Origin of the sequence: Streptomyces sp. Alt3 (assembly GCF_030719215.1) — a bacterium.
GTDB lineage: Bacteria > Actinomycetota > Actinomycetes > Streptomycetales > Streptomycetaceae > Streptomyces > Streptomyces glycanivorans.
Genome location: NZ_CP120983.1, coordinates 8289447 through 8302936, shown reverse-complemented (window position 1 = coordinate 8302936; position 13490 = coordinate 8289447). Strand labels below are relative to the sequence as shown.

The 13490-nt window shown below is 68.6% G+C and carries 9 protein-coding genes and 1 pseudogene; 4 read left to right on the top strand and 6 right to left on the bottom strand.

Annotated elements, in window-relative coordinates:
- Positions 1 to 319 precede the first annotated feature (319 nt).
- Positions 320 to 1438 carry a fatty acid desaturase family protein gene (locus tag P8A20_RS36840; RefSeq protein ID WP_147961035.1) on the bottom strand — a complete coding sequence of 373 codons (1119 nt, stop codon included), beginning with the start codon at positions 1436 to 1438 and terminating at the stop codon, positions 320 to 322.
- A 7-nt stretch (positions 1439 to 1445) separates the two neighbouring features.
- Positions 1446 to 2501 (bottom strand): ferredoxin reductase, encoded by a 1056-nt coding sequence (locus P8A20_RS36835; protein WP_147961034.1) that lies wholly within the window; start codon positions 2499 to 2501, stop codon positions 1446 to 1448.
- A gap of 86 nt (positions 2502 to 2587) precedes the next feature.
- On the opposite strand from P8A20_RS36835, the gene P8A20_RS36830 reads away from it, so the two are divergent.
- The 3 genes and pseudogenes from P8A20_RS36830 to P8A20_RS36820 all read left to right on the top strand — a co-directional run.
- Complete coding sequence (locus tag P8A20_RS36830) at positions 2588 to 3727, top strand: PucR family transcriptional regulator (protein WP_147961033.1); 1140 nt, start codon at positions 2588 to 2590, stop codon at positions 3725 to 3727.
- A 365-nt stretch (positions 3728 to 4092) separates the two neighbouring features.
- The gene (locus P8A20_RS36825) at positions 4093 to 4431 is read left to right on the top strand and encodes a thioredoxin family protein (protein ID WP_147961032.1); all 339 of its coding nucleotides are present in this window, start codon (positions 4093 to 4095) and stop codon (positions 4429 to 4431) included.
- Between the two features lie 997 nt (positions 4432 to 5428).
- A pseudogene (locus tag P8A20_RS36820) lies at positions 5429 to 5731 on the top strand (peptidylprolyl isomerase); the annotation flags it as partial.
- A 395-nt stretch (positions 5732 to 6126) separates the two neighbouring features.
- Here the strand turns inward: P8A20_RS36820 and P8A20_RS36815 are convergent.
- The 4 genes from P8A20_RS36815 to P8A20_RS36800 form a co-directional block, all read right to left on the bottom strand.
- Positions 6127 to 7431: a BNR-4 repeat-containing protein gene (locus P8A20_RS36815; protein WP_306105078.1), complete on the bottom strand. Its 1305-nt coding sequence runs from the start codon at positions 7429 to 7431 to the stop codon at positions 6127 to 6129.
- 153 nt (positions 7432 to 7584) lie between these two features.
- The gene (locus P8A20_RS36810; protein ID WP_306105077.1) at positions 7585 to 8880 is read right to left on the bottom strand and encodes a sugar ABC transporter substrate-binding protein; all 1296 of its coding nucleotides are present in this window, start codon (positions 8878 to 8880) and stop codon (positions 7585 to 7587) included.
- 63 nt (positions 8881 to 8943) lie between these two features.
- Positions 8944 to 9864, bottom strand: a complete 921-nt coding sequence (locus tag P8A20_RS36805; protein WP_147961029.1) for a carbohydrate ABC transporter permease — start codon at positions 9862 to 9864, stop codon at positions 8944 to 8946.
- On the bottom strand, positions 9864 to 10790 hold the full coding sequence (locus P8A20_RS36800; protein WP_147961028.1) for a carbohydrate ABC transporter permease: 927 nt from the start codon (positions 10788 to 10790) through the stop codon (positions 9864 to 9866). The genes P8A20_RS36805 and P8A20_RS36800 overlap by 1 nt, the downstream gene beginning before the upstream one ends.
- Before the next feature lie 347 nt (positions 10791 to 11137).
- On the opposite strand from P8A20_RS36800, the gene P8A20_RS36795 reads away from it, so the two are divergent.
- Entirely contained in the window at positions 11138 to 13426 is a 2289-nt protein-coding gene (locus tag P8A20_RS36795) for an FAD-dependent oxidoreductase (RefSeq protein WP_306105076.1), read from the top strand.
- The last annotated feature ends 64 nt before the right edge of the window (positions 13427 to 13490 follow it).

The window sequence follows — 13490 nt, the reverse complement described above, 5'->3', positions numbered from 1 at the left end:
AGGAGGTACCAGTGGGAATCCTCGTCCAGGCCGACCGGGTCGGCCTTATGGCGGTGCTCCCCGCAGGCCGCTCATGCTCGGCCTTCCTTCTCCGAACAGGTGCAGCGGCACAGCGACATGTGCCGGTTCTCGTCATCGTCGGAGGTGGCGTGGTAGCCGCAGCCCGCGAACGTTCCACGTGACCGTCCTCGCGCCGTCGTAGGGTGCGCCCTCCTGCCAGTCGTGCACGGCCTCGGTGGCGGTGCGGCACATCCGGAAAGGCCATGGTCCTCCCCGCAGGCGCCCAGCCCGGCCTGCGCGGCGGCGTCGGCCACAGGTATCAGGCCGCGACGAGCTCCTGCTCGCGGTCCGGCGTCTCGACCTTGGGCTTCTTGTTCGGCAGCGAGAGCCGGAAGACCTTGTGCCACGCGGAGAGCACCTGCCTGGGCAGCGGCCCGGTAACGTACTCCAGCTCGTACTTTTCGAACAACGCGCGCACCTTCACCGCGACCTCGGCGTACCGGTTGCTCGGCAGGTCCGGGAACAGGTGGTGCTCGATCTGGTGCGACAGGTTGCCGGTCATGAAGTGCATGGCCTTGCTGCCGCTGATGTTCGCCGAGCCCATCATCTGGCGCAGGTACCACTGGCCGCGCGTCTCGCCCTTGATCGACCGGCGCTCGAAGACCTGTACGCCCTCGGGGAAGTGCCCGCACATGATCACCGAGTGGGACCAGATGTTACGGACCAGGTTCGCGGTGAACGTGGCGGCGAGCGTGGTGAGGAACGACGGGCCCGAAAGCAGCGGGTGGATCACGTAGTCCTTGAGCACCTGCCTGCGGATCTTGCGGCCCACAGCCTTGGCACGCGCGCGGAACTCCGGGTTCTTGCGGCGGCGCTTGTGCAGGTTCTTCCCGAGCTCCAGGTCGTACGCTGCGATGCCGTACTCGAAGAAGCAGGCGTTGATGAAGTTCCACAGCGGCTGGCCGAGGTGGAACGGGTGCCACTTCTGGTCCTCGTCCACGCGCATGATGCCGTAGCCGAGGTCGTTGTCCTTACCGATCACGTTGGTGTACGTGTGGTGCAGCTCGTTGTGCGAGTGCTTCCACTGCTCGGACGGCGAGACGTGGTCCCACTCCCAGGTGGTGGAGTGGATCTTCGGGTCTCGCATCCAGTCCCACTGGCCGTGCAGGACGTTGTGGCCGATCTCCATGTTGTCCATGATCTTCGCCACGGACAGACCGGCGGTGCCGATCAGCCACGCGGGCGGGAAGAACGAGAACAGCAGCACGCCCCTGCTGGCCAGCTCAAGCTTGCGCTGCACCGAGATGACCTTGCGGATGTAGGCGGCGTCCTTCTCGCCGCGGCCGGCGATCACCTCGTCGCGGATCGCGTCCAGCTCGCGGCCGAGCTCCTCGATCTGCTCCGCGGTCAGGTGGGCGGTGGGGTCGATGGCGGTCAAGGTGCTCCTACCGTTCGATGTCGCACGGGCCCGCCGCAGCGGACACGCAGGTCTGGATGAGGACGCCCGGCTCGGCCTCGGTGATCTCGCCGGTGCGCAGGTCGCGGACGGCGCCCGCCTTGAGCGGCGTGACGCAGCCGAAGCAGATGCCCATGCGGCACCCGGAGGGCATGAGAACGCCGGCCTCCTCGCCGATGTCCAGCAACGGCGTTCCGCCGTCCGCGTCGACGGTCTTGCCGGTGGCGCTGAACGTGACCTCGCCGCCGTCGCCCGCGACGACGATGCCGGGACGGAAGCGTTCGGTGTGCAGGCGCTGCTGGACGCCGTGCTCGGTCCAGTGCGCTTCGGCGGCGTCGAGCAGGCCCGCGGGTCCGCAAGCCCAGGTCTCGCGCTCGGCCCAGTCGGGCACGAGTTCGTCGAGACGGGCGATGTCGAGCGTGCCGTCCGTGTCGGTGTGCACCTCGGTGAGCCGCAGCTTCTTGTCCGCGGCCAGGTCGTGCAGTTCGTTGCGGAAGATCACGTCTTGCGGCCGTGGCGCGCAGTGGACCATGACGACGTCGTCGAACTCGGTGTCGCGCAGCATGCCCATGACGGGCGTGATGCCGCTGCCGGCCGTCAGGTAGAGCACCCTGGCGGGCTTGGCCTGCGGCATCACGAAGTCGCCGGTCGGCTGGTCGAGCTGGATCAGGGTGCCCGGTTTCGCTCTGCGGACCAGGTGGTTGCTGACCTTGCCGTCCGGGATCGCCTTCACCGTGATCGTGACGCGGCCGTCCCTGCGGTCTGTCGGCGAGGTGATGGAGTAGGCACGCCACAGCCGCACCCCGTCGACGTCCACCCCGATCCGCACGTACTGACCGGCCGTGTGGCCGCGCCAGCCCCGTCCCGGCCTGATCACGACGGTAGCGGCGTCACCCGTCTCGGGGTGCACGGCCTCGATGCGCCCACGCAGGTCAGCGCCCGCACGCAGCGGGCTGACCAGGTCGAGGTAGTCCGACGGCAGTAGTGGCGTCGTGACCGTCTCCAGCAGTTTCCACGCCCTGCTGCGGAGGGCTGTACTCGTCATGACTTCAGCCTGATGCGCCTCAGGGCGTAAAGTCCTGACCACAGGACGTGAATCTGGTCGGCTGAATTGTTCGCAGGGAACAAAACATGAGTTATGCAATCCGGAGGGCCAGCGAACTGACCCTGGATGAGACGACGGTCACAGCGCTTCGGGTCGCGCTGAGGAGCACCGCCGACGAGGTCGTCCAGGCGATCATCGACGAGATCCCTCCCTACGCCAACGCCCTTTCGGGCCGCATGGGCAGCACCATCCGCCGAGCCGTCCGCACCGCCCTGGGGCACTACCTGGACCTCGCGAGCGGGAACGCCACAGGCGGTGACGGCGGTGACGCCGCCTACGAGCTGGGCCGCGGCGAGGTGCGCGACGGCCGTTCGATGGACGCCCTGCTCAGCGCATACCGCGTCGGCGCCCGCGTGGCCTGGCGATGTCTGGCAGCGGGTGCCGTGCCCGCAGGTCTGCCCGCAGCCGAGGTCGCCAAGTTCGCCGAGCTGACCTTCGCCTACATCGACGAGCTCTCCGCTGCGAGCGCTGCGGGCCACGCCGACGAACTGGCTGCCCGGGGCAGGGCCCACGAGCGCCACCTGGAACACCTGGCCCGCGACCTCCTCACCGGCGCGAGCCCGGATGTGCTGCTGGCCTCTGCTCAACGGGCCGGGTGGCAGCCTCCGGTCTCGCTGACCGCGGTCCTGCTGCCCTCCGCCCAGGCCCGGCCTGCATACCGCGCGCTCGACCCGAGCACCCTGGTCCTCGACGACCTGCCGGACGCCACCGGTGTGCTACTCGTCCCCGATGCCGACCGGTCACATCTCCTGCGGCGGCTGGCCGACCGCACCGCCGTGGTCGGCCCGGCCCGGCCATGGACTCGTGCGTCCGCCTCGTACGCACGAGCCAAACGCGCGCGCTCCCTCTCCTCCGATATTCGCGACACCGAGGACCACCTGCCCGAGCTGGTGCTGAGCGCCGACGTGGACGCGTTCGCAGACCTGCGTGCCCGGGCCCTCGCACCGTTGCGGACCTTGCCTGTCGCGACCGCACGGCGACTGGAGGAGACGTTGCGGGCGTGGCTGCTGCACCAGGGCAGGCGGGACGAGGTGGCGGCGGCGTTGTTCGTCCATCCCCAGACAGTCCGGTACCGGATGTCGCAGGTGCGGGAGCTGTTTCCGGATCTCGCATCGCCACAGCGCGTCCTTGAACTGACGCTGGCGGTCGGTCCTCGGGTCAGCTGACGTACTTCGGCCGTCCACGACCGCGTCCGCGGGCGGTCCAGGAATCGCGAAAAGCTCATCGCGCGTATGGCCGGCGATCCGGACCGCTATGCCCTGAGAAAAGGCTTTCATGTTGCTTTGGAGCCACTGCCCCGGTATGGGCTGACCTACGGGCGCGCGGCGGGCTGCGACTGGGTGACCGACGGGCGGCCGGGCCGCGGCGCCAGGGCCGGGGGCCGGGCCGCTCGCGCCGGGGACCACCGTGGCTCTGCGACGGCTCCGTGCCCCATTCCGACAGATCGACCGGACGACCGACCGGGCCTGCCTGGCACACCGCCCGAGGGATGATGGGGATGGGACGACGGAACGTGAGATCAGGAGGTTCGATGGCGAAGCGGGTTCACCGCCCTCGTGAGGACGCGGAGTTCAATTTCATTCTCGGGATGAGCGAAGTCCCGGTCCTCGCATACTTCACCGGGACATGGCCCAAAGTAATCGAGCCCTGCCGGGTGATGGACCTCGTCGTGGGTGGCATCGCCGACGAATACACGGGCCGCCTGACGGCCGTCCGCGCCGACATCACGCGTTGTCCGGCCGCAACCGAGCGATACGGGATCACCGGAGCCCCGTCCTACGTCCTGCTGAAGGAGGGAGAGGCAGTGGCGCACGGCACGGGACCCCTGAGCAGCACCGAGGTACGGAAGTTCCTGGACGGCCACCTCTGAGCGACCGCTGCGACAGGTGGCCGCGCGACGCCCGTCTCGTCCCGCCGGGTGGTGTGGGCGTATATCTTCACCCCCTGCCGCGTACGACGCCGTCACGATCGACGTCCCCGAAGACTGGCCAACGTCCCGGCCGGCAACAGTAAACCCCACCAGGCATGGACCTGCTGGTGGGCGCAGTTCGTGAACACGAAATCGAGCGCCGGACCGTGCGCGCATGACGCTTACCCCCTCCTCGGGCAGCGCGGCAAGGACCGCGCCGATGTCCGGGGTCAGGTCAGGCCAAACGGTCAGCAAGGGGGGCCGAGACCGGCGCGCACTGTGCCGAGATTCCCCGGTGTGAGGCGGTGCCGGCGTGCGGCGTTGCGGACGTAGGTCTCCTCAAGGAGCAACGTCTGCCGTGAAGGCGAGCGCGGTGCGCACGCAAGTCCAGAAGTCCTCGTCAGCTGGCTCCGTCACTTCCGCTTCGTCGATCTCAGCCGCATGGGGCGAGGCCGTCAGCGGTTCCGGGAAAAGTCCAAGCTCCCGTGTACGAGTCACGGCGTCCGCGCAGGGTCGAGCGCTGTCCACGCCGACGATCACGATGGCCGGGTCCCCGGCCTGCCCCTTGGCCGGCAGAGATCAGCCGCTCGACGACACCTCGCAGTTGGTCAGCCGTCCCGAGGTTGAAGAACAAGCTAAGAGGTAGGATTTGGTGGCGGAAGCTGCGCAGGACGAGCACCTGTTACTGGAGGAACGTGCGGAAACCGCACGGTGGACGGGGACGGGCGCGGGTGAGCCGGATGCTATTCCCTCCTCTGCTTTTGGACCGCGCCGTCACAAAGGCCGGGCACCGGTAAGAGACTTCCGACAGCCGACTGACCGCCGCTTCGGCTCCTCCCCCGGCCGGGGTCCAGATGCACCTGTGCAACGAGCGCTGCATGTGCTGGGGAGAGGGTGCGCCCGGGCATGGCTTGGCTCTCGTCCGGTCGGTGCTAACGGTCAAAGGGAAGAGGTGCGCCCCCTGAGCAACGGATCGGGCGGCCCCGGGTACAAGTTCGCCGACGAGTTCCACCCGGACCTTGCCTTCACCAAGCCCTACCTTCTGGCCATGGCCAACTCCGGGCCAGGCACCAACGGCTCCCAGTTCTTCATCACCTGCGGACCGACCACGTGGCTCACCGGCAAGCACACCATCTTCGGCGAGGTCACCGACACCTCCAGCCAGAGGGTCGTCGACACCATCGCCAACGCCGAAACCGGCCGCAACGACCGCCCCCTGGAAGACGTCGTGATCGAGAAGGTCGTCGTCGAGACCCGCTGACGCCGGTCAGTGACGCATCCCGCCCCCCGCAGCCGGTGATCGACAGCACACCGCCGGACGCTTCGGAGCAGGGGGCTCCACCAGCCGGATCGCGCGGCGGAGCCGCTTCGCGGCCCCGGGCCCCATGCGAAACGCACGGCCCCCGGCAGACCCGATGCCGGGGACGGTGCGTTTGCGCTCACACAGTTCTCGGACTGCCAAGCCGACCGAGCAGACCTCGCTGCGCGCGTCGTACCAGGACCCCAGGTCCTCGACGAAGAGCATGGGCCGCACACCCCGGGTCATGCCTTCGGCAGAGGGGCACAGCCGTGCCGAGCCCGAGGCCGGCGGTCACGATGCGGGAACACGAGGAGACGACCGGTGCGCTGTCTCAGCGGAACAGCCCACCGCGCCCCTCAGCGGGTCGTGTAGTAGAGGGTGTTGTGTGCGGTATCCGGAAGATAGAGCACGTCGTGACCGTCCGAGTCCCGTCGTACCGCCAACCGGTCCGCGCTCACGCCCGGCGCGGCGGACTGCGCGATCCAGGCACCGCCTGCCGACTGGGTCGCGGAAAAGACCCGGTCGGTGCCCGACGTGGTCACGTAGTACACACGCTTGGAGTCCGTCCCGTCCCAGGTGATACCGAGAGCGGCCGCGGTCTGCCCGCCGGCGTACACCGTCTTGCCCACCCAGCCGCCACCGCTCGGATAGGCGTAGTACACGCGGAAGTGACCACCACTGTCCGCCGAACGGTAGCGGTAGGCGATCTTCGGCGTCGAGCCGTCAAGGGTGAGCTTGGCGCTCTGCACCGCGGGACCGGTGTAGGCGTTGTCGGCGCTCCACTCCTCCCCTGCGGTGAGGTCCTGGACGACGTCGGAGGTCGCGGGCGTGACCGGGGTGGCGACCCTCGTGTTCGTACTGTCCGCGAAGGCGCCGGTCGACGGGTCGTAGCCCAGATACGAGAGCTGGTGGCGGAACGCGGTCGCCGGCGCCTTCGCCCACTCGAAGAGCAGGTGCACACGGCCTGAAGCGTCCACCGTGATGTCGTCGGGGTACACGGAACGGTACAGGGCACTCGCGAAGGCCGTGACGAGGCTCCAGCGGGAGTTGGCGTTGTCCCACCGGTACAGCTTGCCCGGACGCTGATCGGAACCCGTCCCGACGCGGGCGGCCAGATACAGGTCGCCGTTGGGCGCGGTGGTGACGACCGGATAGGTGATGCCCACGCCCTGATCGGGCAACTCCGACGCATGGTCGGTGACGTCGCCGCCGGGGGCCCCGGAACGGAAGTAGCGCCAGGAATCGGCGTGCATGGAGGCGAAGACATGCAGGCGACCACTGCCGTCGCGGGCGACCGACGGCTGGTTGTGGCCGTTGTCGTCAGGGAACTCGGCCTGCCGCCCGTCACCGTTCAGCAACGGCAATCGGCTCCAGGCCCCGTCAGGGTCACGCCGCGCGATGGCGGGCCGGTGCGTCGCGGCCGTCGAGCCCGGCTCGTTGAAGGCGAAGTACGTGTACTGCCCGCGGCCCTTGTACGTAGCAACCGGTGTCCACCAGGCGGCCTGGTTCGACGTGTCCATCGCGTAGGGGACCTTCTCGATGACCGTCGCCGCGGCGGCCGTGGTCTGCGCGGTGTCGGCCCCGGCGGCCGGGGCGGGCAGGAGGAGGGCGGCCAGAGCCGCGGCAGAGGCGGTGTACGTACGTACCGTGGGGCGTCGCAAGATGAGCTCCTTCGCGGGTGTGTGCGGCGTGGGAGATGACGCGGACGACAGCGGCCCGAGCGCCGGCCGGCGGTCGTCGTGCGGGGTCGGGGTACGAGGCAGGGCCCGGCAGAGCGTGCGACGCCCACCGGGCCCGGACCACGGCGCTCGGCCTCAGCGCTTGATGAGCGCGGCGACCTCCTCGCCGGCCTGCTTCATCGCGTCCTTCGGCTTCGACTTGCCGACAAGGACGGCCTGTACCTGCTTGCCGACGGCCTCCTCGATCTGGGCGTTCTGCGCGAACTGCCAGAACGGGCTGCCGGTCGCGGTCCTGGTGATCTTCTGGGTCCACTCCGTGGTGAAGCTGTCCCTGGCGACCTCGGGAGCGGCCAGACCGGCGGTGGTGGACGGCGGCAGTGCGCGTGCGGAGAAGTACTCGGAAGTGGTGGCCTGGTCGGTGGTGGTGTGCAGCGCGAACTCGGTCGCCGCGTCCTGTCCCTTGCCGTTCACGATCGCGATCACACCGCCCCACAGCAGCGCCTGCGGCGTGTCCCCGGCCTTGAGCACCGGACGCTCCATCGGCTGCATGGAGTCGGCCAGCGTCTTGTCCTTGGACTGGGCGGAGGTCACACCCTTGCCGATGATCGCGTCGTCGTAGAAGGCCGCCTTGCCCTGCCCGAACAGGGCGCGCGCGTCGAAGCGGTCCACATCGGCGGCGATCAGCTTCTCGTCATGCAGCTTCTTGTACCAGGTGACCGCGTCGACCGAGGCGTCGTCGCCTATCGTGACCTTCCCGCCGTCGAGCATCTTGCAGCCGAAGGTCTGCATCCACGGGAAGATGTCCTTGAGCTGCGCGACCTTGGTGGCAGCGGCATACGGCACCACCCCGCCCCCGAGTCCCTTCAGCTCGCCCAGCGCCGCCTCGAACTCCTCGACGGTGGTGGGGTGCTTCTTGATCCCGGCCTTCTCCAGGAGCTGGGAGTTGGCTATCACACCGATCGATCCGGTGTTCCACGGCAGCCCGTACTGCTTGCCGTCGTACGTGCCGCTCTTCAGCGCCACGTCCGTGTAGCCGCCCCTGCCGACCACCGATCCGAGGTCGACCAGCTTGCCCATCTGCGCCATCGCGGCGAGCCAGGCGATGTCGAGGTGCACCGCACCCGTGGTCTCACCGCCGCCCAGCTTGAGGGTGAGCTGGCTCAGGTACTCGTTGTACGGGTACGAGACAGCGCGGATCTTCGACTTCTCGGCCTTCTCCCATGCCGCGATGATCTTCTCGATCGAGGGCTTGGCGGCTTCCTCGTTGAGCGACCAGGAGGTGAAGTCGAAGTTCTTGGACTTCGGGTCACCGCCGTTGGAGGGCGAGCCGGACGGCGCACAGGCGCCGAGCACACCGGCGCCCGCTACACCGAGCGCGCCGATGCCGAACATGCGCAGCGCGCCGCGCCGGCTGATGCCAGAGGTGGTCATGATCTCTCCATGGGGAATGTGCGGGAGGGGAGGTAGGTGAGGGCGCGGGCCGGACCCGCGGGTTCAGCTCTTGACCGAACCGGCGGTCATGCCGCCGACGAGGTAGCGCTGCAGGAACATGAAGGCGACGATCACAGGCACTGACACCACGAGCGAGGCAGCCATCAACTGGGGCCAGGCGGTCTGGAATTCGCCGATGTAGGTGGAGACGAGCCCGGGGGGCAGGGTCTGCTTCTCCTTGTCTGCCAGGGTCAGCGCGAAGATGAAGTCGTTCCAGCCGCGTACGAAGGCGAAGAGCCCGGCGGCGATCATCCCCGGCGCGGCCAGCGGCGCCACGATGGAGTGCAGCGTCCGCCACCGGGACGCGCCGTCGATGGCCGCCGCTTCCAGCAGGGCGTCGGGGATGGTGTCGAAGATGCCCTTCAGCATCCAGACGCACAGCGGCATGGTGAACGTGGTGAAGGAGAGCACCAGGGCGCTGTACGTGTTGAGCATGCCGAAGCTGGAGAAGACGGTGTACAGCGTCACCAGGAGAAGCGCCTGGGGGAACATCTGGGAGGCCAGTACCAGGTGCATCAGCGAACGCCGCCCCCGGTAGCGGAACTTGGAGAACGAGTAGCCCATGTAGGTGGCGACGACCACGCTCAGCACGGCGGTGATCGAGGCCACGACGAGCGAGTTGATCATGTACTTGATCAGCTGGTCGTTCTCGGCCAGGGCCGTGAAGTTGCTGAGGGTGAGATCGGTGGGTATCAGCTTCGGCGGGAACTGGAAGGTCGACTCGGGGGTGCTCAGCGCGGTGACGAGCAGCCAGTAGACCGGCAGCAGACCGAAGGCGCCGATGACGACGACCGCGCTCCAGGCGGCGATCCGCGAACGCAGCAGGTCCTTGCGGATGCGGCGGCGGGCGCCGCGCTCACCCCGCGTGGCGGACGGCTGCGGACGGTCGACGGCCGGCAGCGGGGTGGAGGTGGTGGAGGTCATCAGGCGTCGCCCTTCCGCTCGGTGATCCTGAGATAGGCGGCGACGAGGAGGAGCAGGAGCAGCATCCACAGTCCGCCGAGTGCGGTGGCCCGGCCGATGTCGAAGCCCTTGAAGGCGGTCTGGTACACGGCGGTCGCGAACGTCTCGGTGGTGCCGGCGGGTCCGCCGCCGGTGAGGACGTAGATGGTGTCGAAGTGCTGGAAGTTCCAGATGAACTCCAGCAGGAGCACGATCGAGGCGACACCGCGCACTTGCGGCCAGGTGACGGCGAAGAAGCGCCGGACCGAGCCGGCCCCGTCCATCGAGGCCGCCTCGTGCAGTTCCTTGGGCACGGTCTGCAGGCCGGCCAGGAGCATCACCATCATCCAGGGGAAGCTGGCCCAGGTCTTGGTGACGATCACGGCGAGCATCGCGGTGCCGGGCCGGCCGAGCCAGGCCACGGACTCGTCGATGATCCCGGTCTCCATGAGGACGCCGTTGAGCACCCCGTAGTTCGCGTTGAAGATCCACATCCAGAGGAAGGAGACCACCACGCCCGGGATCACCCAGGGGAACAGGAACAGGCCGCGCAGGAAGCCGCTGGCCTTGAGCCCGGTGTTCAACGCGAGCGCGAGTGCGAAGCCGATCACGAAGGGGACGAGCGTCGCACCGACGGTGAAGATCAGCGTCTGCTCGAGGATGGTGAGGAAGTCTCCGTCCAGCCAGTAGGTGAAGTTGTCAAGGCCGGCGAACTCCCGTCCCGGCAGCCGCAGATCCTGCTTGAAGAAGCCGGTGAACAGCGCCGACAACAGCGGGTAGAAGATGATCGCCGCGAACAGGGCGAGGCCCGGTGCGGTCAGCAGCAGGGCGAACGCACCGTTGGAGAGCCGTCCCCCGCTCCGCTCGCGGGGCGGGGGCGCCTTCTGGGGAGGTGCGGCCGTACTCATGGGTCTGTCCTCTCAAATGGTGGCGGGAGCGCCGGTGCCCTGCGTGAACGTCGCCGCCCCTGCTGCGCTGAATGCAAGTTGCAGCATGCGGGATCGTTCTCCATATCGTGCGATGGCGTCAACCCTTTTCGTCGGTGAATCGCCGATTCCGCTCAGGCCCGGCAAACACGCGCCACCTGCCGCGAACTTGCACTTCGGCTCACGACGGCCAGGTCGGTGGCCGCAACCGGAACTTACAGCGGATCCCATTGATTGAACAGTGGTTGCACAATATGGATGTGATGTACGTTCAAGAGCGCTCCGCTGCGGCGGGGAGTATCCGAGCTTCACACCAAGGAGGCCGCACCGTGCGGGAAGAAGAGGTCCATTACGACATCGCCGTGATCGGCGGCGGATTGGCGGGGACCTGCGCGGCCATCGCCGCGGCCCGGCTCGGCCGCCGCGTCGCCCTGGTCAACAACCGGCCGGTCCTGGGAGGCAACGCCAGCAGCGAGATACGTGTCTGGGTCTGCGGCGCTTCCGCACACGGCGTGCACCGCTGGGCCCGCGAGACCGGGATCATGGGCGAGCTGTACACCGAGAACCAGTACCGCAACCCCGAGGGCAACCCCTACTACTGGGACCAGGTCGTCCTCGACGCCGTCCGCGCCGAACCGAACATCGACCTCTACCTCAACACCGACGTACGCGAGGTCGACGCGAGCGGCCCCGCCGACAGCCGCGAGGTGCACTCCTGCACCGGCTGGATGATGGGCTCGGAGCGCCGCATCACCTTCCGTGCGCACCAGTTCCTCGACTGCACCGGAGACGGTCTGGTCGGTCACCTCGCCGGCGCCCGTTACCGCATCGGCCGTGAGTCGCAGAGCGAGTTCGACGAGCCCTGGGCACCGCCCGAGGCGGACCGGGCGCTACTCGGCTCGACGACCCTCTTCCACACCAGGGACACGGGCCGCCCTGTGAAGTTCGTACCGCCCTCCTATGCCAAGGACTTGTCGACCACCCCCATCCTGCGCAACCGCATCCTGCGCACCGGGGACAACGGCTGTGACTACTGGTGGATCGAGTGGGGCGGTGAGCTCGACACGGTCCACGACAACGAACGCATCCGCGACGAGCTCCAGGCCGTGATCATGGGTGTCTGGGACCACATCAAGAACTCCGGCGAGTTCCCGGACGCGGCGAACCTCACCCTGGAATGGGTCGGCAGTCTGCCCGGCAAACGCGAGTACCGCCGCTTCCTCGGCGATCACGTCCTCACGCAGCAGGACATCCTCCAACAGCGCCGGTTCGAGGACCGGATCGCCTTCGGCGGCTGGTCCGTCGACCTCCACCCCGTGCAGGGCATGTACGCAGAGGAGCCCGGCGCGCGCCAGCGGTACGCGGACGGCATCTTCCACATCCCGCTGCGCTCCCTCTACTCGGCGAACGTCACGAACCTGCACTTCGCCGGACGCAACATCTCCGCCACCCACATCGCCTTCGGGGCCACCCGCGTCATGGCCACCTGCGCGACGATCGGCGAGGCCGCTGGTACCGCCGCGGCCCTGTGCGTCGCCGAGGGCATCACGCCGCGGGAACTCGCCACCGGACGGTCGGAACTGGTGCGCCGCACCCTGCTGCGCCAGGACGCCTCCGTGATCGGCCTCGCCGACGAGGACCCCGGCAACCTGGCGCGCGCTGCCGACGTAACGGCCTCCTCCTGCCTGAGCCGTCTGGCCGCCGAACCCACGCAGGACGCCCCCGGCACCCCGTACCCCCTCACCCGCGACCTGGCCCTCCTGCTGCCGGTCGACCCCGCACTCGACACGGTCGACCTGCTCGTCCACGGTGCCCCGGACGGCCGGTCCCGCGATCTCACCGTGGAACTGTGGAGCACGGGCCGGCCCGAGAACGCGGTTCCCGCCGACCATCTCCTCACGACCACGGTCACCGTCCCGTCCGGCGGTCCCCACTGGGTGACCGCCCGTCTCGACCACCACCCCGACACACCCGGGAACGCGGTCCTCATCGTCCGAGCCTGTGCCGACACGGCCCTGGTCCTCCTCCCCGAACGCACCGACGGTGTGCTCGCCCTGCGCAGGAAGGCCGAGGGGGACGTGGGCGTCGACCACGACATCCCGGAGGAGGACGGCCAGCTGGTCCTGGAATGGCAGGCCCGCGGCCTGCGCCGGCAGACCTTCGCCTTCCGGGCGGCCCCCGACACCCGGGCGTTCCACCCCGAACGGGCCGTAGGCGGATACCAACGTCCCTATGGCGGACCGAACATGTGGTCCTCCGCCCGGGAGGACGACGCCAGGTGGCTCCGTCTCGACTGGCACGACGAGCAGGACCTCACCGAGATTCGCCTGGTGTTCGACGATGACGTCGACGAGTACCTCAACAACCTCCACCGCCACCGCACCCCGTACGAGGTCATGCCGGAGCTCGTACGCGACTACCGCGTCCAGAGGTGCGACGCCGCCGGTACATGGCACACGCTCGTGACGGTGACGGACAACCGACGCCGCCACCGCGTACACGCGTTGCGGGGGCTCGACGGCGGCCCTGTACGCACCGACGCGCTACGGCTCGTGGTGGACGCGACGCACGGGGCTCGGCACGCGCACGTGACAGCCCTCAAGGCATACGGCGCATAGCCATACGGGGAAGGGGGTCCGGTGGAAGCCGATCGGCTTCCACCGGACCCCCTTCCCCGTCCAC

Excerpts from the sequence above, each read along its gene's own strand:
- P8A20_RS36800 (WP_147961028.1), bottom strand. The coding sequence starts at position 10,790 with ATGAGTACGGCCGCACCTCCCCAGAAGGCGCCCCCGCCCCGCGAGCGG.
- P8A20_RS36810 (WP_306105077.1), bottom strand. The coding sequence starts at position 8,880 with ATGACCACCTCTGGCATCAGCCGGCGCGGCGCGCTGCGCATGTTCGGC.
- P8A20_RS36805 (WP_147961029.1), bottom strand. The coding sequence starts at position 9,864 with ATGACCTCCACCACCTCCACCCCGCTGCCGGCCGTCGACCGTCCGCAG.
- P8A20_RS36825 (WP_147961032.1), top strand. The coding sequence starts at position 4,093 with ATGGCGAAGCGGGTTCACCGCCCTCGTGAGGACGCGGAGTTCAATTTC.
- P8A20_RS36830 (WP_147961033.1), top strand. The coding sequence starts at position 2,588 with ATGAGTTATGCAATCCGGAGGGCCAGCGAACTGACCCTGGATGAGACG.
- P8A20_RS36835 (WP_147961034.1), bottom strand. The coding sequence starts at position 2,501 with ATGACGAGTACAGCCCTCCGCAGCAGGGCGTGGAAACTGCTGGAGACG.